At 69.1% G+C, this 24,254-nt stretch carries 19 protein-coding genes; 12 read left to right on the top strand and 7 right to left on the bottom strand.

The window, feature by feature from the left end:
* Positions 1-2 precede the first annotated feature (2 nt).
* Positions 3-1,199 carry an ADP-dependent glucokinase/phosphofructokinase gene (locus C5B96_RS01270; protein ID WP_233188921.1) on the top strand — a complete coding sequence of 399 codons (1,197 nt, stop codon included), beginning with the start codon at positions 3-5 and terminating at the stop codon, positions 1,197-1,199.
* On the opposite strand, the gene C5B96_RS01265 is transcribed toward C5B96_RS01270, so the two are convergent.
* Positions 1,165-2,934: an MDR family MFS transporter gene (locus C5B96_RS01265; RefSeq protein ID WP_233188920.1), complete on the bottom strand. Its 1,770-nt coding sequence runs from the start codon at positions 2,932-2,934 to the stop codon at positions 1,165-1,167. The genes C5B96_RS01270 and C5B96_RS01265 overlap by 35 nt on opposite strands.
* 234 nt (positions 2,935-3,168) lie before the next feature.
* Here C5B96_RS01265 and C5B96_RS01260 point away from each other — a divergent pair, with 234 nt between their 5' ends.
* From C5B96_RS01260 to C5B96_RS01245, 4 genes are read left to right on the top strand one after another with little or no spacing between them, the layout of a single operon-like run.
* Positions 3,169-4,848, top strand: coding sequence for an asparaginase domain-containing protein (locus tag C5B96_RS01260; RefSeq protein ID WP_104242148.1), 1,680 nt, complete (start codon positions 3,169-3,171; stop codon positions 4,846-4,848).
* Between the two features lie 46 nt (positions 4,849-4,894).
* Positions 4,895-5,968, top strand: a complete 1,074-nt coding sequence (locus tag C5B96_RS01255) for an LLM class flavin-dependent oxidoreductase (protein ID WP_158507094.1) — start codon at positions 4,895-4,897, stop codon at positions 5,966-5,968.
* Positions 5,969-5,970: 2 nt separating this feature from the next.
* A complete protein-coding gene (locus C5B96_RS01250) occupies positions 5,971-7,317 on the top strand; it encodes an NtaA/DmoA family FMN-dependent monooxygenase (protein WP_233188919.1) in 1,347 nt (448 codons plus the stop codon).
* 12 nt (positions 7,318-7,329) lie between these two features.
* Positions 7,330-8,130: a GntR family transcriptional regulator gene (locus C5B96_RS01245; RefSeq protein WP_104242144.1), complete on the top strand. Its 801-nt coding sequence runs from the start codon at positions 7,330-7,332 to the stop codon at positions 8,128-8,130.
* A gap of 2 nt (positions 8,131-8,132) precedes the next feature.
* On the opposite strand, the gene C5B96_RS01240 is transcribed toward C5B96_RS01245, so the two are convergent.
* Positions 8,133-9,311 carry a nitrate ABC transporter substrate-binding protein gene (locus C5B96_RS01240; RefSeq protein ID WP_104242142.1) on the bottom strand — a complete coding sequence of 393 codons (1,179 nt, stop codon included), beginning with the start codon at positions 9,309-9,311 and terminating at the stop codon, positions 8,133-8,135.
* 300 nt (positions 9,312-9,611) lie between these two features.
* Here C5B96_RS01240 and C5B96_RS01235 point away from each other — a divergent pair, with 300 nt between their 5' ends.
* The 7 genes from C5B96_RS01235 to C5B96_RS01205 all read left to right on the top strand — a co-directional run bounded on the left by C5B96_RS01235 (position 9,612) and on the right by C5B96_RS01205 (position 17,697).
* Complete coding sequence (locus C5B96_RS01235; protein WP_233188918.1) at positions 9,612-10,943, top strand: MFS transporter; 1,332 nt, start codon at positions 9,612-9,614, stop codon at positions 10,941-10,943.
* Complete coding sequence (locus C5B96_RS01230; protein WP_199176515.1) at positions 10,936-12,234, top strand: alpha/beta fold hydrolase; 1,299 nt, start codon at positions 10,936-10,938, stop codon at positions 12,232-12,234. Before C5B96_RS01235 ends, C5B96_RS01230 begins: the two co-directional genes overlap by 8 nt.
* Complete coding sequence (locus tag C5B96_RS01225; protein WP_104242138.1) at positions 12,231-13,709, top strand: aldehyde dehydrogenase; 1,479 nt, start codon at positions 12,231-12,233, stop codon at positions 13,707-13,709. Before C5B96_RS01230 ends, C5B96_RS01225 begins: the two co-directional genes overlap by 4 nt.
* A 40-nt stretch (positions 13,710-13,749) precedes the next feature.
* The gene (locus C5B96_RS01220) at positions 13,750-14,652 is read left to right on the top strand and encodes an NAD(P)-dependent oxidoreductase (RefSeq protein ID WP_199176514.1); all 903 of its coding nucleotides are present in this window, start codon (positions 13,750-13,752) and stop codon (positions 14,650-14,652) included.
* 2 nt (positions 14,653-14,654) lie between these two features.
* A complete protein-coding gene (locus C5B96_RS01215) occupies positions 14,655-15,515 on the top strand; it encodes an N-acyl homoserine lactonase family protein (RefSeq protein WP_104242136.1) in 861 nt (286 codons plus the stop codon).
* Positions 15,499-16,971: an FAD-dependent tricarballylate dehydrogenase TcuA gene (tcuA, locus tag C5B96_RS01210; RefSeq protein WP_104242134.1), complete on the top strand. Its 1,473-nt coding sequence runs from the start codon at positions 15,499-15,501 to the stop codon at positions 16,969-16,971. Before C5B96_RS01215 ends, tcuA begins: the two co-directional genes overlap by 17 nt.
* Before the next feature lie 90 nt (positions 16,972-17,061).
* The gene (locus C5B96_RS01205) at positions 17,062-17,697 is read left to right on the top strand and encodes a GntR family transcriptional regulator (RefSeq protein ID WP_233188917.1); all 636 of its coding nucleotides are present in this window, start codon (positions 17,062-17,064) and stop codon (positions 17,695-17,697) included.
* A gap of 59 nt (positions 17,698-17,756) precedes the next feature.
* Here C5B96_RS01205 and C5B96_RS01200 read toward each other — a convergent pair whose 3' ends face one another.
* The 5 genes from C5B96_RS01200 to C5B96_RS01180 all read right to left on the bottom strand — a co-directional run bounded on the left by C5B96_RS01200 (position 17,757) and on the right by C5B96_RS01180 (position 24,252).
* Complete coding sequence (locus C5B96_RS01200; protein WP_104242132.1) at positions 17,757-18,362, bottom strand: response regulator transcription factor; 606 nt, start codon at positions 18,360-18,362, stop codon at positions 17,757-17,759.
* Positions 18,359-19,525 carry a sensor histidine kinase gene (locus tag C5B96_RS01195; protein ID WP_233188916.1) on the bottom strand — a complete coding sequence of 389 codons (1,167 nt, stop codon included), beginning with the start codon at positions 19,523-19,525 and terminating at the stop codon, positions 18,359-18,361. The genes C5B96_RS01200 and C5B96_RS01195 overlap by 4 nt, the downstream gene beginning before the upstream one ends.
* 29 nt (positions 19,526-19,554) lie before the next feature.
* On the bottom strand, positions 19,555-20,352 hold the full coding sequence (locus tag C5B96_RS01190) for an ABC transporter permease (RefSeq protein ID WP_104242130.1): 798 nt from the start codon (positions 20,350-20,352) through the stop codon (positions 19,555-19,557).
* Positions 20,349-21,287 carry an ABC transporter ATP-binding protein gene (locus tag C5B96_RS01185; protein ID WP_104242128.1) on the bottom strand — a complete coding sequence of 313 codons (939 nt, stop codon included), beginning with the start codon at positions 21,285-21,287 and terminating at the stop codon, positions 20,349-20,351. The genes C5B96_RS01190 and C5B96_RS01185 overlap by 4 nt, the downstream gene beginning before the upstream one ends.
* Before the next feature lie 94 nt (positions 21,288-21,381).
* The gene (locus C5B96_RS01180) at positions 21,382-24,252 is read right to left on the bottom strand and encodes an FAD-binding and (Fe-S)-binding domain-containing protein (RefSeq protein ID WP_104242126.1); all 2,871 of its coding nucleotides are present in this window, start codon (positions 24,250-24,252) and stop codon (positions 21,382-21,384) included.
* Positions 24,253-24,254: the final 2 nt, after the last annotated feature.

The following is a 24,254-nucleotide window of genomic DNA, read 5'->3' as shown; positions in this document are numbered from 1 at the left end:
CCATGCTGAACTCCGAAACCGTGCTGGGCCTCGGCGGCACCGTCGACTACGAGATCGACTGGGACTCGACCGTGCTCGAAGACCTCGCCGCGCACTACGGCATCGCGGTCTCGGAGCTCAGCACGCGGCATCCGATCGCCACCGAACGGGACCTGGTGGTCTCGGTGCTGGGCTTTCTCAGCACCGGTGCCGGAGGGGAGCGCTTCGTCGCCTCCTCCGGCATCGTCGAGGCCTTCGCCGCCCGCTTCACCAGCCGCATCACGCTGGGGGGCACGGGGGTTCGGGCGGCCCTGGCCATGGAGGTGCTCGGCGTGACGAGCACGCTGCACCTGGTGAGCATCGACGACCACGTGCGCCGGCTCCTGCCGCCCGGCAGCAGCCACATCAGCAGCGCACCGCACGACACCACAGACCCGCACCTGATCATCCAGTTCCCCGTCGGGGCGACGGTGCGGGTCGGCGACGTGCTGCTGACCGCCGCGCACGCCAACCGGTTGATCTACTCGAACGACCCGCCCAACCAGATGTTGCAGCTGAGCCCCGAGCTGCCCGCGGCGCTGGCATCGGCGTCGCTCTTTCTCGTCTCGGGTTTCAATTCGATGCAGGATGCCCGGGCCCTCGACGAGCGCCTGCACCAGTTGTGCGACGCCCTCGACTGCCTGCCGCCCGGGGCGACCGTGTTCTACGAAGACTCGGGCTTCCACCGGCCGGAGTTCGTGCCGCGGGTGCTCGCGGCACTGCTCGGGCGTGTCGACGTCTACTCGATGAACGAAGACGAACTCGAGAACCACCTCGGCAGGGCGGTCGACCTGCTCGACACCCCTGCCGTCGAGCAGGCCCTGGCCGACATCCGGCGGCTGGTTCCGGCCCGCCACCTGGTCGTGCACACCTCGCTGTGGTCGGTGGTGCTGGGCCCCGACGCCGGGCGCTACCGCGAGGCGCTGCTCGGCGGCATCCTGATGGCCAGCACCCGCTACCGGTTCGGCGACGGGTTCACGCTGGCCGACTACGAGGGGATGGCCGCCGAGCGCCTGAACCCGGCGGGCGCCCGGGTGGCGGCGGGGCTCCGCCTCTCGATGCCCGACGCCGTCTGCATCCCGGCCTTCCTGCTCGACGACACCTCACCCACCACGATCGGTCTCGGCGACTCGTTCGTGGGTGGGTTCATCGCGGCACTCCGTCGCGGCCGCGCCGTCTGAGGCCCGCGCCGACGGCGTCTGCTGCGGTCGCGTCGTCGTCTGCTGCGGCCGCGCCGGCTGCGACGTCGCCCGCTGCGGCACCTCTGACGTCGACCGAGCCGACACCGGCGACGTCTTCCGCCGCCCCGCCGAGGGCTCCCCCGTCGGTGTCGCGCTCGGCGACGGTCTTGGTGGTGAGGGGCTTGTTGGGCATGAAGATGACGGCGAGAACGAGCAGGATGGCGATCGGTGCGGCGATCAGGAAGATGTTCGCCACCGCCTGACCATAGGCGGACTCGATGATCTGGCGAACACCGTCGGGCAGGCTGCTGACGGCCGGGATCGTACCGCTCGCGAGCTCCTTCGCGACCGCCGCACCCTTGTCGCCGAGCGCGGCGATGGCCTTGCCCAGGTCGATTTGCCGGTCGCCGATCAGGGTGGTCACCCGGTTGCCGAGCACCGTGCCGAGCACCGAGACGCCGAGTGCGCCGCCGAGGGAGCGGAAGAACGCGATACCGGCACTGGCCGCACCGATGTTGCGGGGCTCCGTGGTGTTCTGCACCACCAGCACGAGGTTCTGCATCACCGACCCGACTCCGGCTCCCGTGACGAACATGAAGACCGCGACGAGGCCGTAGGGAGTGTCGTACTGGATGGTTCCCATGAGGGCCAGGCCGACGACCAGGGCGATCGAGCCGACGAGCATGATCGGCTTCCACTTGCCGGTGCGGGTGATCAGAATGCCGCCGAAGGTCGACGAGAGCAGCAGGCCGGCGATCATCGGGATGGTCAGCAGCCCCGACTGCGTCGGCGTCGCACCGCGGGCGAGCTGCATGTACTGGGCGAGGTAGACGGTCGCCCCGAACATCGCGATGCCGACCGAGATCGAGCCGATGACCGAGAACGTGAAGGTGCGGTTCTTGAACAGCGTCATCGGGATGATCGGTTCTTTCGCCCGGAGCTCCACGAAGACCGTCGCCACCAGCAGAATGGCCGCGCCGATCACCATGATGAGTGACGTCGGCGAGATCCAGTCGAAGTTCTTGCCCGCCAGGGTGACCCAGATCAGCAGCAGCGAGACGCCGCCGCCGATGGTGGCGATGCCGAGATAGTCGATCGACACCTTCCGCTTGCGAAGGGTGCGCAGCTTCAGAGTGACCTGCAGCAGGATGATCGCAGCGACCGCGAACGGCACGCCCACGAAGAAGTTCCACCGCCAGCCGAGACTGTCGGTGAGCAGCCCACCGATCAGCGGGCCACCCACGGTTCCGACGGCCATGACGGCACCGAAGTACCCGCCGTACCGGCCTCGCTCGCGCGGGCTGATGATGTCGGCGAGGATGATCTGGCTGAGAGCCGTGAGCCCGCCTGCACCGAGGCCCTGCACGACCCGGAAGGTGATCAGGGTGCCGGTGTTCTCCGAGAAGCCGGCCGCAGCGGAACCGAGCACGAAGATGACCAGCGAGAGCTGGATGAGCAGCTTGCGGTTGAAGAGGTCGGCGAGCTTGCCCCAGATCGGCGTGGAGACCGTCGTGGCGAGCAGGGTCGACGTGACCACCCAAGTGTACGCGCCTTCGTCGCCGCCGAGGTCGGAGATGATGCGGGGCAGGGAGGTGCTGACGACGGTCGAGGCGAGGATCGCGACGAACATTCCGAGCAGCAGGCCCGACAGCGCCTCGAGTACCTGCCGGTGGGTCATCGAAGCGGGGGCGGCGTCGCCGGCGCGAGGGGCGACATCGGTCGCTGAGTGTGACATGGAGGGTCTCCTGGGAGAAGAGGGGATGCCACGCTGCACCCGGGAAGATGGTTGACTAAAGTCAAGTATCCTCCGATACTTGCCTGATGTCAAGTACCGGCCGCGTCGGCGCGCACCGGCGCGGCCAGGAGCACAGCCCCGGTGTTCCGGGGTTCTGTGCCAGCCCGTGGTGGCGAAGCGCGGTGATCACATTGCCGCAACGAGGGGGAAACAGGCGCCACCTACGCTCGGCCCATGGCTTCCCTCCCCGCGCCGCGCGCCCGCATCGTCGTCTTCTCCGGCCCCCGGGCCACGATCCAGAACAGTGCCGCGCTCTGCACGAGCCAGTCCGTGCGTCGGCAGCGCGATCTCGCCGGGGCCGATGAGACCCTCCCCGAGTCGCTGCGGGCCCAGCGGCTCGCCGCCCCGGTCACCGCGTTCGTCGAGGCCTATTCCGCGCATCCCCTCGAACGCGATGCGCGCGAGCTGTACGGCCCGGTCGACGGCTGGCTGCATCCCGACACCGGAGCCTTCAGCGCCGAGGAGGTGCCCGGCGGCACGCCCGTCTACGAGGTGACCCTCGACCCCTCGAACGGCCCGTACCCCCTGCCCTACGCGGCGACCCAGGCCAACGGCGAGCCGTGGAACGGCCCCTTCGACGATGCGGGCCACGCACGGCAGCTGTTCTACCCCGATGCCTCCCGCATCGTCGAGGAGATCGACCACTTCGGGCTCGACGGTTACGGCGGCAACAACCTGCTCTCGTCCCTCGCCGACTTCGACTTCGTGCGGGCCGCGCCATCCGGTGGCTACACCCAGGGCCAGCCGGCCGCCGAGCGCACCGACACCCCGACCCCACCCGGCCACCGGGGCGAGCCCGGCGATCTCGCAGCCGAGGTTCTCGGGGAGCACTTCTTCCCCTACATGCCGATGCGGCAGGAACCGGCGTTGCCGACCCTCGCGGCGCTCACCAACATCGTCGCAGACACCCTCGCCGCGGGGGAGTACGACGGCGCGATCTGGCTGGAGGGCAGCCCGACCACCGAAGAGACGATCTACTGGCTGAACCTCGTGATTGGCACCACGAAGCCCCTGATCGGCAACTGCTCGCAGTACGGCCACGGGGTCTTCGGCAACGACGGCGACCACAACCTGGTGCAGTCCGCCACGTACATCGCCTCCCGGGTGTGGGCGGATGCCTCGGGTCACGACCGGGTGGGCGCCGTCATGATCCAGAACGGCCAGGTCTTCACGGCCCGCGAGGTGCAGAAGGCCGATGCGCGACCGGGCGGATACGTCGCCTACGGCGGCCACGGCGGAATCGTCGGCAACACCGTCGAGCAGCCGGTGCTCTCGTTCCTCCCGGTGGCCCGGCACACGCACACCTCGGAGCTGACCCTCTCAGCACTGCCCTCCTCGGTGCCCGGCCTCGGCGGCGAACCGGTGCAGACACTCACAGAGGCCGGCCACCTCCGACCCGAGTCGATGCCCAAGGTGACCATCGCCCGCTACGTGAACTACGGGCAGGACGACTTCACCGACAGCGCCGCCAGCGAGGTCGAGATTCTCGCCCGCATCGAGAAGAACCTCCGCGACCACCCCCTCGCCGGGATGGTCGCCGAGGGGTCGGCGCCCTACGGCGGGGTCTACGAATCCATGGCGGCGGCCCTGCTCCGCGGCGTGTTCCGGGGCATGCCGGTGGTCGCGGTCGGCCGGGGCGGCGGCGGATACGCGTTCGGGCAGTCGACGATGGGCGGCCTGCTCATCCGCGGCAGCAACCTGTCGGCGCCGAAGGCCCGCATCCTGCTGATGGCGAGCCTGCTGAAGTTTGGCACCCTCCCGCTTCCGGTCGACGCGGATGCGCCCACTCCGGTCGAGCTCGACGCCATCCGCGCGAAGGTCGCCGACTACCAGCGCGTCTTCGACACCCACTAGGGCTCGCGAGTCCGCCCCCTCCACCCTCTCTCGATCGGAACAGCACATGGTCAGCTACGGAGTCTTTCTGCCGGTCGGCAACAACGGCTGGATTCTCTCCACGACGTCGCCGCAGTACGAGCCGACGTTCGCCCTGCAGCGCAGCATCGTCGAGCGGGCCGAGCACTACGGCCTCGACTTCGCCCTCGCGATGCTGAAGTACCGCGGCTTCGGCGGCGAGACCCAGCACTGGAACAGCACCATCGACCCGATGACCCTGATGGCCGGGCTCGCACCGCTCACCTCGCGCATCAAGCTCTACGCCACGGTGTCGCCGCTGAGCTACAACCCGATCGTCGTGGCCAAGATGGCGCAGCTCATCGACGAGATGTCGGGCGGTCGCTTCGGCCTGAACCTCATCGCGGGCTGGAACCGCAGCGAATACGCGCAGATGGGCGCGTGGCCCGGGGATGCGTACTACGGCTACCGCTACGACTACCTCACCGAGTTCACGCAGATTCTGCTCACCGCGTGGGAGACGGGCCGGGTCACGTTCCACGGCGAGCACTTCGACATCGAGGACTGCGAAGTGCTGCCCACCCCGGTCGGTCACATCGACCTCATCTCCGCCGGTTCGTCGCCGCGCGGTCGCCGTTTCGTCGCCGAGTTCGCCGACTACCACTTCGGCGCCGGTGGCGACGCGGCATCCGTCGCACGGTCGAACGCTCACCTGGCCGCAGAGAGCGAGAACCTCGGCCGCGTTCCCGGCTCGTTCGCGACCTCGCTGCTGGTGATCGGCGACACGGATGCCGACGCGAGACGCAAGGCCGAGCTCTACCAGGCGGGCACCGACCTGCAGGCTGTCGCCACCATGGTGGGCGAGTACTCCAACGACACGGCGAAAGACGGCTCGAGCGCCGCCGTCGCCGAGAGCCACCGCGCCGATGTCTCGCCGTTCTACGGCGGCAGTGCGCTGGTCGGTTCACCGCAGACCATTGCCGATCACCTCAATGCGATCGCCGCCGTCGACGGCACCGCCGGCATCATGTTGACCTTCGACGACTTCACCGAGGGCCTGGAGCGTTTCGGCACCGAGGTCATGCCCCTGCTCGACCACGTGGCCATTCCAGAGAAGAGCTGACCGTGCCCTACCAGATGAGTCTCGCCCTCGATCTGTCGTTCTCACACCACCAGGGCCGCTGGCGGCTGCCCGGGTCGTGGTCGGGCCGGGACTTCCCCGACCTGCGCATGTACCGCGAACTGCTGCTCGCAGCGGAGCGCGGGTGCCTCGACATGGTGTTCTTCGGCGACGGCACGGGCATCCCCTCCACCTACGGCGCATCGATCGACCCCGCCGTGGAGTGGGGCATCGGCTTTCCCCGCCAGGACATGAGCCCGTTCATCGCGGCCCTCGCGCAGCAGACCGAGCACATCGGATTCGGGCTGACCTACTCGTCGACCTTCATGCATCCGTTCTACGTCTCGCGGTTGCTCAACTCGCTCGACATCGTGACAGCGGGGCGCATGGCCTTCAACGTCGTCACGTCGAGTCGGGGGGCGGATGCCGCGAACTACGGTTTCGACGAACTGATGGAGCACGATGCGCGCTACCGCCGCATGGAGGAGTTCGTGGCCGTGTGCCAGGAGCTCTGGCGGAGCGTCGACCGCGACGCCTTCGTGTGGGACCGCGAGACCGGAATGGTGGCCGAGCCCGGCAGCATTCGGGCCATCGACCACCAGGGGGAGTTCTTCACCGTCGCCGGGCCGCTGAACTCCGTGCCGAGCCCCCAGCAGGCGCCCGTGCTCATCCAGGCCGGCGGGTCGCCCCGCGGCATCCGTGCCTCAGCAGGATTCGCCGACGTGGTGTTCGGCGGCGCCTTCGCAGAGGCCGACCGCGTGCGGCACCGCACTCTGCTCGACCAGGAGCTGCTGGCCGCGGGCCGGGATCCCTCCCGGGTGGGCATTCTGTGGGACCTGCACCTCATCGTGGGAGACACACCCGACGACGCACGCCGACGCAAGGAGCAACTCGCCGACCTGCTGCCGCCGGAGGCGTCGGCCGCGCAGTTCGCCCACAACACCGGCTACGACTTCGCCCAGCTGCCCGCCCGCTTCACCCTCGCCGAACTGCAGGCAGAGGTCATCGCGAAGCAGGCCAGCCCGATGGGCTTTCGCGACCTCGTCAACGAACACGGCGCCGACACCGAACTCAGCCGTGAGGAGTTCTTCGACGCGCTCTGGAAGGTGGCCACCGGCTACGAACACACCGTCGCCGGCAGCGCGGCAGAGGTGGCCGACTACCTCGAGGAGTCCTACGAGTCCACCGGCAGCCGGGGCGGGTTCATGATCGCTCACCCCCAGGTGACGCCGCGCGACCTGATCGACGTGGTCGGCCTGCTGGTGCCCGAACTGCAGCGGCGCGGCCGGTTCCGCACGCGGTACGACGGCACCACGCTCCGCGACACCCTCGGAGTGCCCGCCTTCGCATGAGAGCCTGAGACCGTGAGCCCCGAGAACCGCAGCGCAGACCGCGCTCATCCCGCGCGCCGCCGCAGTTTCACCGACGACAAGATCCTCGACCTCGGCCAGCACCGGCGACAGGATGAGGCGCGGCGCCTGCGCGACCTGATCTCGGCCTTCCTGCTGTCGTCGGCCGCGAGCGGCGAGCGGCTGCCGAGCGACGAGCAGATCGCCCGGGAGTTCTCCTGCACCCGCAACACCGCACGCATCGCCATGCAGATGCTCGTGCAGGAGAACACGATCGGCCGCACCGCTGGCCAGGGCACCTACGCCAACGCCCGGCCGCTGACCTGGCGAACGGACCGCCTGCTCGACCAGCTGAAGATCGACCCGCCGCCGGTCGACCACGACTACGTGCTGATCGGCTGGCGGGAGACGAGCGCGGTGCCGACCCCGATGGCGGCCTCATTCGACGAGAGCGTCGACCGGATGGCCGTCTTCGAGCGGGTCATCCTCTACAAGGGCCGCCCGGGCTCCCTGCGCACCTACTACCTGCCCCTCCGCCCGGGCGACGCCTTCGATCGCGCCGACGCGAACGACGACGTGTTCGACATTCTCGAGAGCCGCTTCGGGCACCAGAACCTCACGGCCGACCGGCAGATCAGTGCCATCTCGGCCGACCTGTCTGCCGCCGAACTGCTCTCGACCGAGGTCGGCACGCCGCTCCTCTTCATCGAGACCACCGTGCGCGAGCCCGGCGGCACCGTGGTCATGCTGTACCACGGGCGCCAGCGCTCCGACCGGGTCCGGGTGGCGCTGGCGCCCTCGCGGGGCGACCTCTAGCGTCAGCCGGCCATCCCGATCGACGTGTCGATGAACTCGTTCGTCACGAGGTCGCCGGGTGCGAGCCCCTCAGCAGGCGTGATGCCCTGCGACTGGTAGACCGGCAGCACCTTGTCGATCAGGTCCTGCACCCGGGCTTCGTCGAAGTCACCGATGGTGCCGTTGTCGCCGTTGCCCGAGATCTTCTCGTCGACCATCGTCTTCACCGAGTAGTCGGCCACACCCTTCGTGTAGACCCAGCCGGTGTCGTACTGGTCGACCAGGTCCAGGATGAGGGCGTTGGCAGCATCCGGAGCGGCGAAGTAGTCGACCTCGGCCTGCTGCAGCACGGGCACCAGTGCCTTCAGGCACGACGACTGCGTACCGATGTCGGCGCTTCGAACGACGACCGGGTCCTGGTAGGGCCGAAAGCCGAGGTCGTCCACCAACTGGTAGGCGACCGGCTTCTGCCAGGCCTGCACCTCGTTCTGGTACACGTAGGGCTCGGCGGAGGCATAGCCCTGCTGGGCATCCTTGCCGCCCGACGCGACGTAGGCGGCCGGCGTGCCGTCGTACGAGCCGTCGGTCTGGTCGACGGGGATGATGCCTGCAGAAGTGAGATACGACATGTACGCGGTACCGCCGAAGTAGCGGATGATCGCCCCCGCCTTGACCAGGCCGTCGATGTCCTTCACGTCGGGGTAGGTCGCCGGGTCCCACATGATCATCAGCGGGCTGATGTCGTGCGACGCGAACACCGCGGTGGTCGGCATCGTGCCGGACTGCGAGATCGACTCGTCTGTCGACACATAGCCGAGCGTGATACTCGGGTCGGAGTACAGCAGGCTCGTCACCGTCTGGTACCCCGTGGCCGGGCCGCCCGCGCGGATCTCGACGTTCACGCCGGTGTACGAGCCCTTCGACATCAGCGGGCCTGACACGACCTTCTTCCCCGCGTCGACCGTGTAGTCGTCGCCGAGCAGTTCGTACAGGTGCCCGTGCTCGGCTTCGGGGTTCCAACCGGTCTGGATGACCACGTTCGCCGGGCAGCCCGCTGCCGCGAGGTCGACGTCACCGACGGTGAGGGATGCCGCCGGCGTCTCGGCAGACGACGATGATCCGGTCGAACAGGCACTGAGCAGCAGGGCGGTCGCGGCGAGAGCGCTGACCGAGGCGGCGATGCGCCGGGGGTGGGTGGGCATGGGTTCTCCAACTGTCGTAGAGCATCGAATGGTGCGGAAAGAGGTGCAGGAGCCTCTTCAGCCTCATCGATCGCCATTGCGCGCCCGTTTCCCGAGGGAGAACGATTCGTTGCGCCACCCCGCACCCCCGACGACGCGTGCGGGGGCGCCGAACGGGCCGGGGTTCCGCCAGCGGGCCGCTTTGCCGCCGCGGGGCCTCGCAAACGTGCCCGACATAGGGGTTGTGCTGTCACGCCGTCTGTGTTCAGATGTATACAGATTTATACAGCGACGTTCTTTCGACGACGAAAGGTTTCAATGATGAGCAGCGTTCCGGCCGCACCGGCGTATTCGCCAGCCATGGCCCGACGAGTGATCTTTGCCAGCTTCATCGGCACCACCGTGGAATGGTACGACTTCTTCCTCTACGGCACCGCCTCCGCGCTGGTGTTCAACACGCTCTTCTTCCCCGGCTTCTCGAGTCTCGCCGGCACGATCGCGGCGTTCGGCGCCTTCGCTGCCGGGTTCCTCGCGCGGCCGATCGGCGGCATCGTGTTCGGCCACTTCGGAGACAAGGTCGGCCGAAAGTCGATGCTGATCTACAGCCTCGTGGGGATGGGCGCGGCGACGGTCGCGATCGGCCTGCTGCCGAGCTATGCGCAGGTCGGCGTGCTCGCGCCGATACTGCTCGTGGTCTTCCGCCTGATCCAGGGCTTCGCCGTCGGCGGGGAGTGGGGCGGAGCGGTGCTGATGTCTGTCGAGCACTCGCCCGAGAACAAGCGCGGACTCGCCGGCAGCTGGACGCAGGCGGGCTCCCCCGCCGGGCTGGTTCTGGCCACCATCGCCTTCGGTGCGTTCGCCTCCCTCCCACAGGAGCAGTTCCTCAGCTGGGGCTGGCGCATCCCGTTCCTGCTCAGCGCCGTGCTGGTGATCGTCGGCCTGGTGATCCGCCTGCGCATCATCGAGTCGCCCGAGTTCCAGGAGGTGAAGGAGGCCGGCAAGCAGTCGAAGCTGCCGATCCTCGATGCGATCCGCAAGCACCCTCTGAACATCCTGCTCGCGATCGGCTCCTGCCTGGCACCGTTCGTGAACTTCTACCTCTTCGCGACCTTCATCCTCACCTACGGCACCGTCACGCTCGGGCTCGACCGCGGAGCGGTGTTGGCCATCGTGGCCGTCGCCGGCGCGATCGAGGTGGGCACCATCCCGCTCGCCGCCTCTCTCTCCGACCGGATCGGGCGCCGAAAGGTCTTCCTCACCGGCGCGGTGCTCTTCGCCGCGTTCGCGTACCCGTTCTTCATCATCAACGACGCCAACCACTCCATCTGGGTGCTGGCGATCTCCTCCCTCATCGGGCTCTCGATCATCCATCCTCTGATGTACGGGCCGATGGCAACGCTGTTCGCCGAGATGTTCTCCCCCGAGGTGCGATACAGCGGCGCCTCCCTCGGCTACCAGGTCGGCGCCATTCTCGGTGGTGGCTTCGCCCCCCTCATTCTGACCTCCCTGCTGGCCACCGGGCTCGGCGCGGCGACGGTACTGCCGCCCTACCTGATCGTCGTCAGCATCCTCACCTTCATCGCCGTCTTCTTCGCGACCCGCCCGGGCCGCAAATGGGTGGCCACCCCGACCGAATCGAAGACCCATGCCTGACCGGACCGTGAACGGCGAAGCTCCCGCCCGCCACCTCTTCGACGCCGAGAACCTGCGCGCGTGGTCGGCAGCCTGCGCGAACGACGTCGAACTCAGCCAACTCGCCGCCTCTGCGACCGTCGGCTTCGACATCGTGGTCGCCGACGATGACCTGCGCGCACCGTTCCGCTTCGAGGGCGGCACGCTCGTTGCACCGGAGGGCCCCGCGGCCTTCAGCCTGGCGGCAGACCTCGCGGACTGGAACCGCTTCTTCCACCTCCCCCCGCCGCCGGCCTACCAGAACTTCTTCGGCATGCTGATGCGGGTACCGTCGGCGAGCGTGGTCGGCAGTGAACTGGCGATGGCGCAGAGCGCGCATCTGTTCCGCCGGGTTCTCGAGATCGGTAGGGCCGTGGCGAACGGCGTCACGACAGCCGAGCTCTCCGACCCGGTCGAGCCGGGCTCGGCGGTCTCGAAGAAGTCGTCCCTCCGCGGCGGGTATGTGACCGCGCAGATCGAGGGCGAGCCTGTCGACGTCTACTACGAAGAACGCGGCCAGGGCCGGGATGTGTTGCTGCTGCACACGGCGGGTGCCGACGGCCGGCAGTACCACGACCTGATGAGCAACGACGCGCTCACCGCCGATCACCGACTGGTCGCCTTCGACCTGCCGGGCCACGGCCGTTCCGACCCGTTTCCGAACCGGGTCATCGGCGGCTACTCGCTGACGACGGAGCTCTACGCCAGCACGGTGCTCGCCGTCGTCGACGCCCTCGGCCTCTCGTCACCGATCGTCAGCGGTTCCTCCATGGGCGGCGAGATCTGCCTCGAGCTGGCCTACCGTGCCTCCGACATCCTGGGCGGCGTCATCGCCTGCGAAGCCAGCGAGAAGGTCAACGGTCGAAAGGTGGCGTGGGCGAAGCATCCGCTCGTCAACGAATCGCTCTTCGTTCCCGAATGGGTCTACGGCCTGATGGCACCGCAGAGCCCCGAACAGTACCGCCGCAAGGTCTGGTGGGGTTACTCGCAGGGCGGGTTCTCGACCTTCGCAGGCGACATCGACTTCTACAGCGGCGACTGGGACGGCACCGAGCGGGTTCCCCTCATCGACACGGCAGCCTGCCCGGTCGTGATGATGACCGGTGAGTACGACTACTCCTGCACACCGGCGATGTCGGAGGCGACCGCCGCCCGCATCCCCGGCGCCACCTTCTGGCCCATGCCGCAACTCGGCCACTTTCCCATGGCCGAGAACCCCGAGCTGTTCGCTCGGCACTTCGAGCGCGCACTGAAGGAGATCGAACACCGATGACCGAGCACTACCGCATGCTGATCGACGGGCAGAAGCCCGCCCTCGATCCTGCCCACGCACTGAGCGTGGTGAACCCCCTCACCGGGCAGACGAACGCGATGGTCTCAGACGCCACCGCCGAGCAGGTGCACGACGCAGTCACTGCGGCCGAGAACGCCTTCACGACGGTCTGGCAACGCACTCCCGGCGTCGAGCGCGCCCGGTTGATGAACGCGCTCGCCGACCTCATCGACGGCCACGCCGACGAGCTCGCCCAGCTCGAGACCGACGACAACGGCAAGCTGCTGCGGGAGACCCGCACCCAGGCGCACTTCGCCGCCCGCAACTACCGCTTCTTCGCCGGCATGGCCGACAAGATCTTCGGGCACACCATTCCGCTCGACAGCTACGACTCGTTCGACTACACCGTGCGCGAACCCCTCGGGGTGGCCGCGCTGATCACCGCCTGGAACTCGCCCCTGCAGCTGCTGGCCAACAAGCTGGCACCCGCCCTCGCAGCGGGCAACACGGTCGTCATCAAGCCCTCAGAGCTCGCGCCCCGCAGCACCCTGCGCCTCGGCGACCTGGTCAGAGAGGCCGGCTTCCCGCCCGGAGTCGTCAACATCATCACCGGGGGCAGGGAGGCCGGCGAGGCGCTCACCTCCGACCCGCGCCTCGGCCGGATCAGCTTCACGGGCAGCGTCGGCACCGGCCAGGCCATCGCTGCGGCCGCCGCCAGAACCCTGGTTCCCGTGACGCTCGAGCTCGGCGGGAAGTCGGCGAACATCGTCTTCGACGACGCCGACCTCGACAGGGCCGTGATCGGTGCGGTCGCGGGAATCTTCGCAGCCGGTGGGCAGACCTGTATCGCCGGCAGCCGACTCCTCGTGCAGGCCGGCGTGTACGACGAGATGGTCTCCCGGGTGTCCGCCCGGGCCGACGACATCGTTCTCGGCGACCCGTCGCTCGACACGACCCAGATGGGTCCGGTCGCGAACGCGCCCCAGCTCGAACGCATCGAAGCGATGATCGCCGCCGGTCGCGACAGCGGCGCGACGATCACGAGCGGCGGCGAACGCCCGACCGGCTCCGACCTGTCACCGGGACTGTTCATGCGCCCCACCGTCTTCGCCGGCGTCGACCCGATGGCCCGGATCGCCCAGGAGGAGATCTTCGGGCCGGTGCTGAGCATCATCCGATTCGAGACCGAAGACGACGCCGTCAGCATCGCCAACAACACCGACTTCGCCCTCGCCTCCGGCATCTGGACGAACGACCTCTCCCGGGCGCACCGGATCGCCCGGCGCCTCGTCGCCGGCACGGTGTGGGTGAACACCTACAGGTCGAGCGCTGCCCAGGCACCGTTCGGCGGCACCAAGAAGTCCGGCTACGGACGCGAGCGGGGAGTGGAGGCCATCGAAGAGTACCTGCGCACCAAGAACGTGATGATCGACCTCTCCGATTCGGTTCGCGACCCGTTCTCCATTCAGGCCTGAGGGCCGGATGCCGTCGGCCACCCAGAAAGGACCCACCACCATGACCACCACGATCGGCCTCTGCGGGCTCGGCCAGATGGGCCTCGCCGTCGCCGGCCGCCTCGCCGCCCATTCTCCCGTCGTCGCGTTCGACCCGAGCCCGGAACGCCGTTCGCTCGCCGACCGCATCGACAACCTCACTGCCGTCGACACGCTCGAAGAACTCACTGGACTGACGGTCGTCGTGTTGTCTCTGCCGACCCCCGCCATCTCGCTCAGTACGTGCGAGGCGCTGGCGGCGCTTCTCCCCGCCGGCGCCGTGGTGATCGAGACGAGCACGACGACGCCCGACGCGATCCAGAGTTGCCAGAGCATCCTGGGGGGCCATGGGCTGGCCATCATCGACGCCGCCATACTCTCGGGCGTCGGCCAGATGAGTTCCGGTACCGCCACCCTTCTCCTCGGCGGCGACACGACCGTGATCGACCGGGTCACAGACATCCTCGACGCCATCGCACCGCGGCGTGAATACTTCGGTGAACTCGGTACAGGGATGGCGGCGAAGGTGATCAACAACGGTGTCGCACACGCCGTGATGGTCGTGCTCGCCGAGGCGGCGAGCCTGGCCGCGGCGACGGGAGTCGACCTCGACCAGCTGACGCAGATGCTCGCGGCTCCCGACGGCGGACTGATGCGCCCCCTCACCCACCGGCTCACCGAGCGGGTCGCCCGCGGAGATTACGAGGGCGGCATGCCGCTGGACGCGGCCCGGAAGGACTCGACCCTCGCGCTGAGCCTCGCCCAGCAGCACCGCGTGCCGCTCTTCGCCCTGCAGGGCGCCCACTCGGTCTACGAGATCGCGATGAGCAGCGGCCTCGCCCGCAAGGACTACTCCGCACTCGTCACCCTCTGGGAGCACTGGACCGGGCGGGAGTTGCACTTCGCATCGGAGCAGCCGCAGTGAGCATGCCGCACCCGGCGCAGGGGGTCTTCGCTTTGCGTTACGCCAGCCGCACCCAGTCGGAGCGCGGAGAACACTTCTACGGCCATGACGCCGCCTGCCACGAGAACTACCCGATCGACTACTTCGTGTGGGCGATCGGGCGGCCTGGCGACGTCGTTCTGTTCGACACCGGCTTCTCGCGCGCGACCGCCGAGAAGCGCGGCGCGAGGAGCTACCACGCTTCGCCCGCCGAGTTGGTCGAGCGCCTCGGCCGCAACCGCGACGAGGTGCAGCACATCGTGCTCTCGCACCTGCACTACGACCACTCGGGAACCGTCACCGACTTTCCGAACGCCCAGGTGCACCTGCAGCAGAGCGAGTACGACTTCTGGATGAGCCCCGCCGCCCTCAGGGGCACCAATCCCCACCTGATCGAACCCGACGACCTCGACACTCTCGCCGGGCTGCTCACCGAGGGGCGGCTGGTGCTGCACGACGGTGACTTCACGGTCGGTGATGGCGTGCGTGTGCGCCGGGTCGGCGGCCACACCCCGGGGCTTCAGGTCGTCAGCGCCGACACTCCCGCCGGCGTGGTCGTGCTCGCCGCAGACGCCAGCCACTTCTACGAGAACATCGAAACCGACCGGCCCTACTCGATCGTGCACACCCTGCCGGCGATGCACGCCGCCTTCGACACACTCGTCGAGCTCGCCGGCGCAGACGGTGTCATCGTGCCCGGGCACGATCCTCGGGTCGCCGATCGCCACCCTGCCGTACCGGGCACGGACGACCTTATCTTCTCCCTCTCCCCCGACTCCGTCCTCACCCGGACCGAGCTCTCTCCCGTCCCCAGGAAGGACCTCCCCCATGCAGAACACCTCTGACGAATACGACGTCATCGTCGTCGGCGGCGGCAACGCCGGATTCAGTGCCGCCCATGCGGCCGCGACCCGCGGCCGGCGGGTGCTGCTGCTCGAGAAGGGCCTGCCCGACATGGCCGGCGGCAACAGCTTCTACACGGCGGGTGCGACCCGCATCAACCACAACGGGCTCGACGACGTGCGCGACTTCGTCGAGCCCGACGAACGCCAGGCCCGCACCGTGGTGCCGCCGTACTCGCCCGAAGAGTACGCCGCCGACCTCGCGAAGGTCACCCAGGGCCGGAACGACCCCGCCCTCACCGACGTACTCGTGCACGAGAGCCAGGCCGCCGTGCGGTGGCTGCAGTCCCTCGGCGTTCGGTACCGGCTGATGTACGAACGCCAGGCCTATGAGCGGGCCGACGGGTCGTACCTGTTCTGGGGCGGGCTGCACGTCGGCAACGTCGACGGCGGCGAAGGGCTCATCCGCGACCACACGGCGGTCGCTGAACGGCTCGGCACCACGGTGCGCTACGGCGTCTCCGTCACCGGGCTGGTCACGGAGGGCGGCCGGGTCGTCGGCGTCACCGCCGAGACGGCGGATGGCACCGAGGAGCTCCGCGCCGAGTCGGTGGTTCTCGCCGCCGGCGGATTCGAGTCGAACCCCGAGTGGCGAAAGCAGTACCTCGGCGACGGCTGGGAGAACGCGATCGTTCGCGGTACGCCCTACAACACCGGGGCCGTGCTGCAGGCCGCCCTCGACGTCGGGGCCGCCAGGGGCGGCGACTGGGGCAGCGCGCACAGCGTGCAGTGGGATGCGGAGTGCGAAGAGAACGAGAGCAACCGCGTGCTCACCAACCGTCTCACGCGGCAGAGCTACCCTCTGGGCATCATCGTCAACAACGAGGGCCGCCGGTTCCTCGATGAAGGCGCCGACTTCCGCAACTACACCTACGCCAAGTACGGCAAGGTGATCTTGCAGCAGCCCGGCTCGATCGCCTACCAGATCTTCGACGCCACCCTTCGGCCCATGCTCCGCACCGAGGAGTACGACATGCCGGGCATCGGTGTGCACGTCGCCGACAGCATCGAGGAGCTGGCGGCGAGCATCCATGTCGATCCGGTTCGGCTCGCGACGACGATCACCGAGTTCAACGACTCCATCGACCGCTCGCTGCCCTTCGACCCGACCGTTAAAGACGGTCGTGCGGCACACGTCGACCCCCCGAAGAGCAACTGGGCGTCGCCCCTGGAGACCGGGCCGTTCTACGCCTACCCGGTCACCTGCGGCATCACCTTCACCTTCGGTGGGCTCAAGGCGACCACCGACGGGCAGGTCATCGACACGAACGGCGACATCATGCCAGGACTCCTCGTCTGCGGGGAGATGCTCGGCGGGCTCTTCAGCGGCAACTATCCCGGTGGCTCCGGTCTCGCAGCAGGCATGGTCTTCGGCCGACGGGCCGGGCAGATCGCCTGACCGGCCCTTCGGCCGAGGCCGGTGGGGAACCAGTAGATTGGGCGGGTGTGCGCGGCAGGGCCGACGCACACCCGCACAGGGAGAGGACCGATGGGCACCAGCCTGTACGAACTGATCCGATCCGACATCATCGCCGGCGTCTACCGCCCCGGCGAGCCCCTCGGTGAGACGGCCCTGGCCGCCAAGTACGGCAAGAGCAGAACGCCGATCCGCGAGGCGCTGCAACGGTTGAGTGACGAACGTCTCATCGAACGCACCACCCGGGGCGTTCAGGTGCGCGTGTCGACGCCGGAGGAGATCCTCGACATCTACGACGTCAGGATCACGCTCGAAGGCGCTGCCGCACGATCGGCAGCGCTCCGCCGCACCGACCTCGACCTGGTGAACCTCCGGCGAGCGCACGAGGCGATGACCGCGTACTCGGGAACCACAGGCTCCGAGCGCGCCGAACTCAACCGGGTCTTCCACGAGGCGATCTGGATCGCCAGCCACAGCCCCACGCTGCTCGACCTGTTGATGCGGCTGAACACCCACCTGATCCGCTACCCCACGTCGACCCTGACGCACGGAGAGCGCTGGGAGCGGGTGCTCGTGGAACACCTGGAGCTGCTGGCGGCGATCGAGAACCGCGACGGCGACCTCGCGCAGCGCCTCGCGGAGGGCCACATGAGTGGCGCCCGCGACGTGCGCCTGCAGATGTACGGCGCCACCCCCGACCCCGCCTAGGGGATGAGGCGCCGCCGGCGAAGACGGGTGGAGGCGGGCGGGTGGGGGCGTGGGGCCGCTCAGAGCCAGCCGCGCTCGACCGCGACCCGCACGGCGTCGGCGCGGTTCTGGCCGCCGGTCTTGCCGATGGCGCTCGAGAGATGGTTGCGCACCGTGCCCTTCGAGAGGTGCACCATGCGGGCGACGTCGGCGATCGTTCCACCCCGGCGCGCCGCCGCGAGCACGTCGGTCTCGCGTTCCGTCAGCGGGGAGTCGCCCTGGGCGAGTGACTCCGCGGCGAGCTGGGGATCGACCACCCGCAGCCCCATCGACACGCGCCGTACAGCATCCGCCAGTTCGGCGGCGGGGGTGTCCTTCACGACGAACCCCGACGCACCGGCCTGCATGGCCCGCACGAGGTATCCGGGCCGGCCGAAGGTCGTGACGATCAGCGCCCGGCAGCCGGGCACGTCGGAGCGCAGCCGGGCCGCGGCGGCGATGCCGTCGATGCCGGGCATCTCGATGTCGAGCAGGGCGACGGTGGCGCCCGTCTCCCGCGCCGCCTCGACGACCTCGTCGCCGCGACCGACCTGGGCGACGACCTCGATGTCGTCTTCGAGGCCGAGCAGGGCGGCGAGAGCCCCGCGCACCAGCGCCTGGTCGTCGGCGATGAGAAGCCGGATCACCAGGTCACCCTCACCCGGAATCCACCGAGATCGCTGCGCCCCACCGTGAGGCGCGCGCCGGCGGTCTCGACGCGCTCACGGAGCCCCGTGAGCCCCGACCCCGACGGAGCATCGGCAGAGGGCCCGCAACCGTCGTCGACGACCTCGACGCCCCGGGCATCCAGCCGCACCCGGCAGGTACGGGCGCCGGAGTGCCGCACCACGTTCGTCACCGCCTCACGCACGACCCAGCCGGCGAGCTCGCGCCGTTCGGTGGGCACCTGCTCCGTCGACCCGGGCAGGTCGGGCCGCACGTCCACGCTCTCCAGGGCGGCTCGCGCGGCGGCGAGTTCGCCGCTGATGCTCACACCGTGCAGGCCGTGCACCGTGGCGCGCACGTCGGCCAGGGCACCGCGCGCCAGCTGCTCGATCTGGCTGATCTCGGCTCGCGCTGCGGGAGAGCCAGCATCCATCAGCCGTCCCGCCAGCTCGGCCTTCACCGTGATGACGGTGAGCGAGTGACCGAGGATGTCGTGCACGTCGCGCGCGACCCGGGCGCGCTCGCGCTCGGCGGCGAGCTCGGCGACCTGGCCCTGGGCGGCGCGGAGGCGGGCGAGGGTGTTGATGTTGCCGGTGAGCGTCGCCATCATCGTCGAGACAGAGAGGATGACCGCCGCATTCAGCGCACTCAGGCCGATGTCGGCGCCGTCGACCATGCCGACCGCGAAGGTGAGGCCGGCGAGCGCGAGGAGCACGCCCCACAACCCCCAGATCGGCAGGCGGGAGACAGCGATGGCCACGCCGACGAACGTCCACAGCCAGCGCACATCGGCGCCGAGCCACGGAATGAGCGTGAGGCTCAGCAGGAACAGGGCAGCGCCCGGCACGACGCGCACCGGGCCGGGTGGGAGCCGGCGCATGACCGGCACGGTGAGCAGGAACGCGACCGCGAAGACGATCACGAGCAGGGTGGGCACGAGGTCTGCCGCACTGGGCTGCTCCCAGATCGTGAAGAGGATCGGCACCGTCCACGCCAGCGACATGCCGGCGCCGACGAACCATCCGCGGTCGGACATGGCGAACCCCGCGCCCGGTCGCGGCGCAGGGTTCGATGCGGCCGCGGGCGTCGACGCGGGGGCGGGCGTCGACACCGACGCCCGCGCGGAGGAGGCCTGCTCGTTCATGATGCTCACCCTAGAGCGTTCCGGCCCGCTCAGCTCCGCCGTGTGTCGCGGCGGAAGAAGAACACGGTGCCCGCGACGAACACCGCGAGCCAGACGACCGCATTGACGAGGGCGCCGAGGTCGAAGGCTTCACCGGTCAGCGGCGACCGGGCCAGCTCGCCGATGCCGTAGACAGGGGTCAGCCTGCCGATCGTCTGCAGAAAGTCGGGCATGTTCGACAGCGGGAAGAACAGGCCACCGAGAAACGACAGCAGCACGACGACGAGGCTGGTGATCTGCGCCACGTTCTCGCCGGGCACCATGTAGCCGACCATCAGCCCCAGTGTGGTGAACACCGCGCCGGCGAGCAGCCACGCGGCCAGGCCAGACACGATCCACTGGGTCGCCGACAGCTCGACACCCGAGAACATCGCCGCGACGTAGGTGGCGATGATCGCCACCAGGCCGAACGCCATGCCGGCGAGGGTCTTCACCGCCACGTTGACCACCGGGTTCAGCGGAGTGAGCCGCAGCTGCCTCGTCCACCCCTGGGCCCGCTCCGCGGCGACGGAGGCGCCCGTCTGGGTCGCCGACATCATGGCGCCGTACATCGCCATCGACACCATGATGTAGGCCGCCACCGACACTCCCCCCGACGCCACCGGGGTCCCGGTGAGCGGGATGTCGAGCATCTGGTAGCCGACGATGAAGAACATCAGCACGGGAAAGGCCACGGTGAAGAACAGCGCACGCGGGTTGCGGATCTTGCGCACCAGCTCGAGTCGCAGGTAGGTGAGCGTGAACCCGCCGAGGGCCGGCGCCGGGCGGTCGAGGGTGATGGCGGTCATCGGAGTGCTCCTTGCGAGGGTGTGGTGACGGATGGCGCTCTGTCGGCGGTGAGGGCGAGAAAGACGCTCTCGAGGTTCTGGGCGATGATCTCCAGGTCTTTCGCCTCGGTCGAGGTGAGCAGGTGGCGAGCGAGCTCGTCGGAATCGCGGGTGTGGATGGTCACCCGGTCGCCTGCGGCCTCGACAGAGTCGACACCGGGGATCGACGCGAGGGCCGCGAGGTCGGCCTTCGGGAGCGTCAGCTGCACGATGCGGCCCGACACGAGGTTCTTGATCTCCGCAGTGCTGCCGTCAGCGACGATCTGCCCCTGGCTCATGAGCACGATGCGGTCGGCGTACTCGTCGGCCTCGTCGAGGTAGTGCGTGGCGAACATCACCGTTCGTCCGCGAGCGGCGTCGGCCCGGATGGCGCCCCAGAACGACCGGCGCGCTTCGACATCCATACCGGTGGTCGGCTCGTCGAGAATGAGCAGCGCCGGATCGCTGACCAGCGCCATCGCGAAACGCAGCCGCTGCTGCTCCCCGCCCGAGCAGAGGCCCACCCGCCGGTTCGAGAGGTGCCCGATACCGGCCCGTTCGAGCGCCTCGTCGACCGGGCGACGTTCGGCGAAGAGACTCGCGGTGAGCTCCACCGTCTCGCGCACCGTGATGTCCTTCAGCAGCCCGCCGCTCTGCAGCACGGCTGAGACGAGGCCCCGCGCGACGGCACCGCGCGGGCTGTGGCCGAAGACGCTGATGGTGCCGGCGCTCGGGGTGGTGAGGCCGAGGATCATGTCGATCGTGGTGGTCTTGCCCGCGCCGTTCGGGCCGAGGAAGGCCACGATCTCGCCGGGCCGAACCGTCAGGTCGACTCCGCGCACGGCGTGGACGGAGCCGAAGCTCCGGGTGACGCCCCGCACGTCGATCGCGGCGGGGAGGGGGATGGATGGGGTCATGACTCCAGAGTGGCCCGGTCGGGCCCGGTGGGCTTCGCCCGCCTGTCACCTTTCGTGGGTGACATCTGTCACGGCTCGCGGCGCTCGCCCGACCTCAGTTCTGAGCCGCGACCAGCGACCCGGTGAGCAACTCGGCCAGATGGAGGCCCTTCACTCCTGCCAGCTGTTCTGCCTGCGTGCGACAGGAGAATCCGTCGGCGAGGAAGACCGTCTGCGGCGCCGCCGCGCGGAGTGCGGGCAGCAGGGAGTTCTCAGCGACCGCCACCGAGACCTCGTAGTGACCCTGCTCCATTCCGAAGTTGCCGGCCAGTCCGCAGCATCCGGCCAGCTCCGTCACCCGGGCGCCCATGCTCTGCAGCAGGGCCCGATCGGCAGCGAAGCCCATGACCGCATGCTGGTGGCAGTGCGGCTGCACGATGACCTCCACTCCATCGAGGCGGGGCGGCTGCCAGCCCGCTCCCGGCGCGTGAGCGCCGCCCGACCGGAGCAGCTCAGAGAGAGTCACCGTCGCTCCGGCCACCGCCAGCGCCCGGTCGTCGTCGGGGAACAACTCCACGAGGTCTGATCGCAGAACCGCCGTGCACGACGGCTCGAGACCGAGAATCGGGATGCCCGCCAGCGCGGAGGGCCCGAACTCGTCGAGCACCGAGGAGAGACGCCGCCGCGCCCCGTCGAGCTGACCGGTCGTGATCCAAGTGAGGCCACAGCACACCAGTCGTTCGGGCAGCAGAACGTCGTACCCGGCCGCCTCCAGTGTCGCGAGAACGGATTCCGCGATCGACGGCGTGAAGTTGTCGCTGAACGAGTCGACCCAGACCATGACCTTCGGCCGGCCTCTCTCGGCGGGCGGCAGGGCGCGCCGCCGCGCCGAGAACGACTTCGCAGCGAACCGCGGAATCGCCCGCCGCCTGTCCATACCTCCCGCTCTGAGGATCAGCTTCTCGACGAACCGAATCGATGTCGCCGCATTGACGACCCGGGCGAAGGGAGAGGCGAGTCTCGCCCAGCGCGGCAGCCAGCCCAGCAGATAGTGGGCGGCGGGGCGGATTCGACCCTTGTACGACTGGTACAGAACCTCGGTCTTGTAGGCCGCCATGTCGACGCCGGCCGGGCAGTCGCTGGCACAGGCCTTGCACGAGAGGCAGAGGTCGAGAGCGTCGTGAACCTCTGGGGAACGGTAGTCGCGCTGGATGAGCGAGCCGTTCGCCATCTCCTGCAGAACTCTGGCCCGCCCTCTCGTCGAGTCCTTCTCGTCGGCGGTCGCCAGGAACGACGGGCACATGAAGCCGCCGTCTGCCGTGTTGTCGGCCCGGCATCTGCCCACCCCGACGCAGCGGTGCACCGCCGTCGTGAGGTCGCCCCCGTCGTGGGCGAAGGCCAGGCCGTTCACCGAGAGCAGCGGCAGCGCCGCCGGGCGGCGCAGATCTTTGATCAACGGAGCGGGCCGCACGACGATGCCGGGGTTTAGCAGATCCTGCGGGTCGAAGATCGCCTTGAACTCGCCGAAGGCGGCGAGGGCTGCGGGTGAGTACATGAGCTCGAGCAACTCGCTGCGCGCTCGGCCGTCGCCGTGCTCGCCCGAGAGCGATCCACCGTATCCGGCGACCAACTGCGCGGCGTCCCTCATGAAGTCGTTCAGCGTCGACCCGTCGTGCTCGAGGGGAACATCGAGTCGCACATGCAGGCAGCCATCGCCGAAGTGGCCGTACGGCATCCCCTCGACGCCGTAGTCCTCCAGCAGGAGGTCGAAGTCGCGCAGGTAGGCGCCGAGATGTTCGGGAGGCACGGCGGCGTCTTCGAATCCGGGCCACGCCTGGTTGCCTGCCGGAGTGCGCCCGGCGAGACCCGCACCGTCTTCCCTGATGCGCCAGATCGCACGGGTGTCGGGCCCCGGGGCCATGATGCGGTGGGAGATCGCTGCGGAGTCGGCGGCGACCCGGGCCGCGAGACTCAGCGCCTCGTCGAGGTCGCTGCCGGCGACCTCGACGAGCAGCCAGCCTGCGCCGTCGGGCAGCTGGTCCACCGCGCGAGACCCGCTCTGCCGGCGCACCGCGTCGACGAGGCGCGCATCCAGCCCCTCGATCGCTCGCGGGCGGTGCGCGAGCAGTGCGGGAACGGCATCGGCGGCGGCGTGCATGCTGGGGTAACCGAGAACGACGAGCACCGGGGCGGCCGGTACATCGACCAGGCGGAGCGTCGCACCCAGCACCACGACGCAGGAACCCTCTGTGCCCACGAGTGCCTTCGCCAGGTTGCCGCCGTGCTCGGGCAGCAGGTGTTCGAGGGAGTAGCCCGAAACCTGGCGACCGAACCGGCCGAGTTCGGTTCGCAGGGTGGCGAGATTCGCTGAAACGAGCTCCTCGAGCCCCGGCACGGGGGAGAGCGAGCCGTTCTGCGCGACGAACCGCCGGCCCCGTCCGTCGACCACATCGAGTTCGAGCACGTTCTCGGCCGTTCGGCCGAACTGCAGGGAGTGCGATCCGCAGGCGTTGTTGCCGATCATCCCGCCCAGCGTCGCACGAGCCCAGGTGGAAGGGTCGGGTCCGAAGCGCAGCCCGTGGGGCGCGGCCGCCCGTTGCAACGACCCGAGAACCACGCCGGGTTCCACCCTCGCGGTGCGACCCTCGACGTCGAGGTCGGTGATGCGGTTGACCGAGCGGGACAGATCCATGACGATTCCCGGGCCGATGGAGTTGCCCGCGACCGACGTGCCTCCCCCGCGCGAGGTGAGGGGCGTCGACGTCGACCGCGCCACCTCGACGACCGCCAGCACGTCGTCCACGTCGCGGGGAAAGACGACGATCTCGGGAACGACCCGGTAGTTCGACGCGTCGGTGGAGTATTCGGCGCGCCTGCGGTTCCCCGTCTCGACAGGACCCGACACCGACTCGCGGAGCAGGGCGGCGAGTTCCTCCCTGTCGGAGAGATCGCGCGCAGGAGGCGCCAACCGGGCCGAGTCGATCATGA

This window comes from Subtercola sp. Z020 (assembly GCF_002931235.1).
Classification (GTDB): domain Bacteria; phylum Actinomycetota; class Actinomycetes; order Actinomycetales; family Microbacteriaceae; genus Subtercola.
This window is presented reverse-complemented; position numbering and strand designations above follow the sequence as displayed.

Excerpts from the sequence above, each read along its gene's own strand:
- C5B96_RS01270 (WP_233188921.1), top strand. The coding sequence starts at position 3 with ATGCTGAACTCCGAAACCGTGCTGGGCCTCGGCGGCACCGTCGACTAC.
- C5B96_RS01265 (WP_233188920.1), bottom strand. The coding sequence starts at position 2,934 with ATGTCACACTCAGCGACCGATGTCGCCCCTCGCGCCGGCGACGCCGCC.
- C5B96_RS01260 (WP_104242148.1), top strand. The coding sequence starts at position 3,169 with ATGGCTTCCCTCCCCGCGCCGCGCGCCCGCATCGTCGTCTTCTCCGGC.
- C5B96_RS01255 (WP_158507094.1), top strand. The coding sequence starts at position 4,895 with ATGGTCAGCTACGGAGTCTTTCTGCCGGTCGGCAACAACGGCTGGATT.
- C5B96_RS01240 (WP_104242142.1), bottom strand. The coding sequence starts at position 9,311 with ATGCCCACCCACCCCCGGCGCATCGCCGCCTCGGTCAGCGCTCTCGCC.
- C5B96_RS01235 (WP_233188918.1), top strand. The coding sequence starts at position 9,612 with ATGAGCAGCGTTCCGGCCGCACCGGCGTATTCGCCAGCCATGGCCCGA.
- C5B96_RS01230 (WP_199176515.1), top strand. The coding sequence starts at position 10,936 with ATGCCTGACCGGACCGTGAACGGCGAAGCTCCCGCCCGCCACCTCTTC.
- C5B96_RS01225 (WP_104242138.1), top strand. The coding sequence starts at position 12,231 with ATGACCGAGCACTACCGCATGCTGATCGACGGGCAGAAGCCCGCCCTC.
- C5B96_RS01220 (WP_199176514.1), top strand. The coding sequence starts at position 13,750 with ATGACCACCACGATCGGCCTCTGCGGGCTCGGCCAGATGGGCCTCGCC.
- C5B96_RS01215 (WP_104242136.1), top strand. The coding sequence starts at position 14,655 with ATGCCGCACCCGGCGCAGGGGGTCTTCGCTTTGCGTTACGCCAGCCGC.
- tcuA (WP_104242134.1), top strand. The coding sequence starts at position 15,499 with ATGCAGAACACCTCTGACGAATACGACGTCATCGTCGTCGGCGGCGGC.
- C5B96_RS01205 (WP_233188917.1), top strand. The coding sequence starts at position 17,062 with ATGGGCACCAGCCTGTACGAACTGATCCGATCCGACATCATCGCCGGC.
- C5B96_RS01195 (WP_233188916.1), bottom strand. The coding sequence starts at position 19,525 with ATGAACGAGCAGGCCTCCTCCGCGCGGGCGTCGGTGTCGACGCCCGCC.
- C5B96_RS01190 (WP_104242130.1), bottom strand. The coding sequence starts at position 20,352 with ATGACCGCCATCACCCTCGACCGCCCGGCGCCGGCCCTCGGCGGGTTC.
- C5B96_RS01185 (WP_104242128.1), bottom strand. The coding sequence starts at position 21,287 with ATGACCCCATCCATCCCCCTCCCCGCCGCGATCGACGTGCGGGGCGTC.
- C5B96_RS01180 (WP_104242126.1), bottom strand. The coding sequence starts at position 24,252 with ATGATCGACTCGGCCCGGTTGGCGCCTCCTGCGCGCGATCTCTCCGAC.